This window comes from Streptacidiphilus carbonis, assembly GCF_000787775.1.
Taxonomy (GTDB): Bacteria; Actinomycetota; Actinomycetes; order Streptomycetales; family Streptomycetaceae; genus Streptacidiphilus; species Streptacidiphilus carbonis.
The window spans coordinates 82,269-85,610 of sequence record NZ_BBPM01000022.1; the positions used below are offsets into that span (position 1 = coordinate 82,269).

At 71.4% G+C, this 3,342-nt stretch carries 2 protein-coding genes; one reads left to right on the forward strand and one right to left on the reverse strand.

Annotation, left to right across the window (positions count from 1 at the left end):
* Positions 1–2,580: aminopeptidase N (gene pepN / locus TR46_RS19115; protein WP_042402749.1), on the reverse strand; the 2,580-nt coding region annotated here is incomplete at its 3' end.
* Positions 2,581–2,795: 215 nt separating this feature from the next.
* Between pepN and TR46_RS19120 the strand changes: the two genes are divergently transcribed.
* A partial coding sequence (locus TR46_RS19120) for a mycothiol-dependent nitroreductase Rv2466c family protein (protein WP_063770623.1) occupies positions 2,796–3,342 on the forward strand: 547 nt, incomplete at its 3' end.

Consider the following 3,342-nt stretch of genomic DNA (forward strand, 5'->3'; position numbering starts at 1 on the left):
GGCCCGCCCCAGGTCGTCCCGCCCCTCCAGCACCAACCGCCGCAGAGCCGGCGCCGCCCCACCGTGCTCCCGCAGCCACAGATCCGTCCGCTCAAGCGTCGCCCCGGTCGTCACCAGCCTCGGGAACAACCCGCTGACGATCCGCATCGCGATCTCGATCGACCGCTCGCTCCAGACCTTCTCCAGCACCTCGAAGTACGGCTCGGTATAGGGCGCCACCAACTCCCGCCGCCCCGCCGCCGACTGGAACCCGCTGATCTGCGCCTCCACCAGCGCGTTCGGCAGCTGGTCCGAGTCCACCACCTGCCGCCACACCTCCGCCTTGGCCTCCGTGGTCGGCCGTGCCGCCAGGCACCCGGTCTGCAGCCGCTTGCCGCTCGCGGTGTCGTCCCTGGCCAGCTCCGCGGCGAGGGCCGCCTCGTCGGCCACCCCGGCGGCGGCCAGGGTGTGCAGCAGGGTCCAGCGCAGCTCCTGGTCGACGTCCAGACCGTCGATACGGGCCGTCCCGGCCAGCAGCCCGCCGACCAGCTGCAGCTCCGACTCCGACGCCGCCGTCTGCGCGAAGAACCGGGCCCACGCCAACTGGTGGTCGCCGCCGGGCTCCGCGGCCCGCAGCTCGCCCAACGCGCCTTCGGCCAGCCGTCCGGCCCACTCCTCCCGCGCGTCCGGGGTGACGTACATGTCCAGCGCGGTCCGCGCCTGCAGGTGCAGCGACTGCAGCACGCCGATGTCGCTCTCGCGGCCGGCGAAGCGCAGCACGGTCTCCAGGTAGTCGCGGGCCGGCATCAGGCCGTCCCTGGTCAGGTTCCACAGCGCCGACCAGCTCAGGGCCCGGGCCAGCGGATCCTCCAGCTCGCCCAGCGACTCCCGCAGGGCCGCCAGTGACACCTCGTCAAAGCGGATCTTGCAGTATGTCAGGTCCTCGTCGTTGACCAGCACCAGCGCCGGCCTGGCCAGCCCCACCAGCTCCGGCACCTCGGTCCGGGCCGCGGCGGCCACGTCCAGCTCGACCTTGTGCGTCCGCACCAGCGCCCCGCTGACCGGGTCGCGGTCGAACAGCCCCACCGCGATCCGGTGCGGCCGCAGGGTCGGCTGCTCCGCGGCCGCCTCCTGCAGCACCGCGAACGAGGTGATGGTCCCCGAGGAGTCGGTGATCAGCTGCGGCGTCAGCGCGTTGACGCCCGCCGTCTCCAGCCAGGCCCGGGACCACTCGGCCATGGCCTCGCTGCCCCGCCCCGAGGTCTCCGCGAGTACGGCGAGCAGGTCCGCGAGCGTGGTGTTGCCGAACGCATGGCGCTTGAAGTACCGCCGCGCGCCCTCGAAGAAGGCGTCCCGCCCTACATAGGCCACCAGCTGCTTGAGCACCGAGGCGCCCTTGGCGTAGGTGATGCCGTCGAAGTTGAGCTTGGCGTCCTCGAGGTCGCGGATGTCCGCGGTGATCGGGTGCGTGGTGGGCAGCTGGTCCTGCCGGTAGGCCCAGGTCTTCCTGCGGTTGGCGAAGGTGATCCAGCCGGCCTGGTACCTGGTCGCCTCCACCTGGGCGAACGCGCCCATGAAGTCGGCGAAGGACTCCTTCAGCCACAGGTCGTCCCACCACTGCATGGTGACCAGGTCGCCGAACCACATGTGCGCCATCTCGTGCAGGATCACATTGGCCCGGCCCTCGTAGGCCGCCTCGGTGACCTTGGACCGGAAGACGTACTCCTCGCGGAAGGTGACCAGGCCGGGGTTCTCCATCGCGCCGAGGTTGTACTCGGGCACGAACGCCTGGTCGTACTTGCCGAAGGGGTAGGGGTAGTCGAACTCCTCGTGGAAGAAGTCCAGGCCCTGCTTGGTGACGGTGAAGATCTCGTCGGAGTCGAAGTACTGCGCCAGCGAGGCCCGGCAGAGCGCGCCCAGCGGGATCTCCAGTCGGCGGCCGTCGCTGAGCGTCCGGGCGTAGTGGTCGCGGGCCACGTGGTACGGGCCGGCCACCACCGCGGTGATGTAACTGGAGATCCGCGGCGTGGGCGCGAACTGCCAGGTCCGGCCGGACTCCACGGCCACCGGGTCGCCGCCGGCGGGGGAGTTGGAGAAGACCTGCCAGTGCGCCGGCGCGGTCACCGTGAAGCTGAACGCGCCCTTGAGGTCGGGCTGTTCGAAGGTGGTGAACACCCGGCGCGCGTCGGCCGGCTCGTACTGGGTGTAGAGGTAGGTCTCGCCGTCCACCGGGTCGGTGAAGCGGTGCAGCCCCTCACCCGTACGGCTGTACGCGCAGTCCGCCTCGACGACCAGCTCGTTGCTCTCGGCCAGGCCGGGCAGGGCGATCCTGGACCCGTCGAACACCTGCGCGGGGTCGAGCGCCGTGCCGTTGAGGACGACGCTGCGCACCGCCGGGGCCAGCAGGTCGGCGAAGCTGTCCGCACCCGGCTCGGAGCAGCGGAACCGCAGCACCGTGCGGGAGCGGAACCTGCCTGCACCCTCGCCCTCCGCCACGGGCTGAACGGCGGAGCGGAGGTCGAGCTCGACCTCGTAGCCGTCCACGCTGAGGATGCGGGCCCGCTCGCGGGCCTCGTCGCGGGTGAGATTGGTCCCGGGCACTGCGGTACTCCCTACTGGTGCATGCGGTGGGGCAATAGCTTGTGGCTGCCCGTCCGGTGCAGCCGGGTGTGTTCCCCGGTCCGTCACCATGTTCATGTTCCCGGCATCCTTTCACGGCCCGCCGACAACACCGGCGCACGTCCTCGCGGCGGGAATGCCCGTGCGCCCCCCTCTGTTCGCCACGTTGACAGCACGCTCCCGGCACCGGAGGACTCATGTCCGAATCAACCGCCACCCCCGTTCCCGCAGACTTCTGGTTCGACCCGCTGTGCCCCTGGGCCTGGATGACCTCGCGCTGGATGCTGGAGGTCGAGCAGCAGCGCCCGGTGAAGGTGCAGTGGCACGTGATGAGCCTCGCGGTGCTGAACTCCGAGAAGGACGACGTCCCCGAGCAGTACCGGGAGTTCCTCAAGGAGGCCTGGGGCCCGGTCCGGGTCTGCATCGCGGCCGCCCAGGCGCACGGCGACAAGGTCCTCGCCGACCTCTACACCGCGCTGGGCACCCGCTTCCACAACCAGGGCGAGCCCCGCACCAAGGAGACCATCGCGGCGGCCCTCGCCGAGGTCGGCCTGCCGGTCGAGCTGGCCGAGGCCGCGGACTCCACCGAGTACGACGAGGCACTGCGCGCCTCGCACAAGGAGGGGATCGACCTGGTCGGCCAGGACGTCGGCACCCCGGTGATCGCGGTCCCGGGCGCGGACGGCGAGCGCGTCGCCTTCTTCGGCCCCGTGGTCACCCCCACCCCCCCGCGGAAGCCGCCGC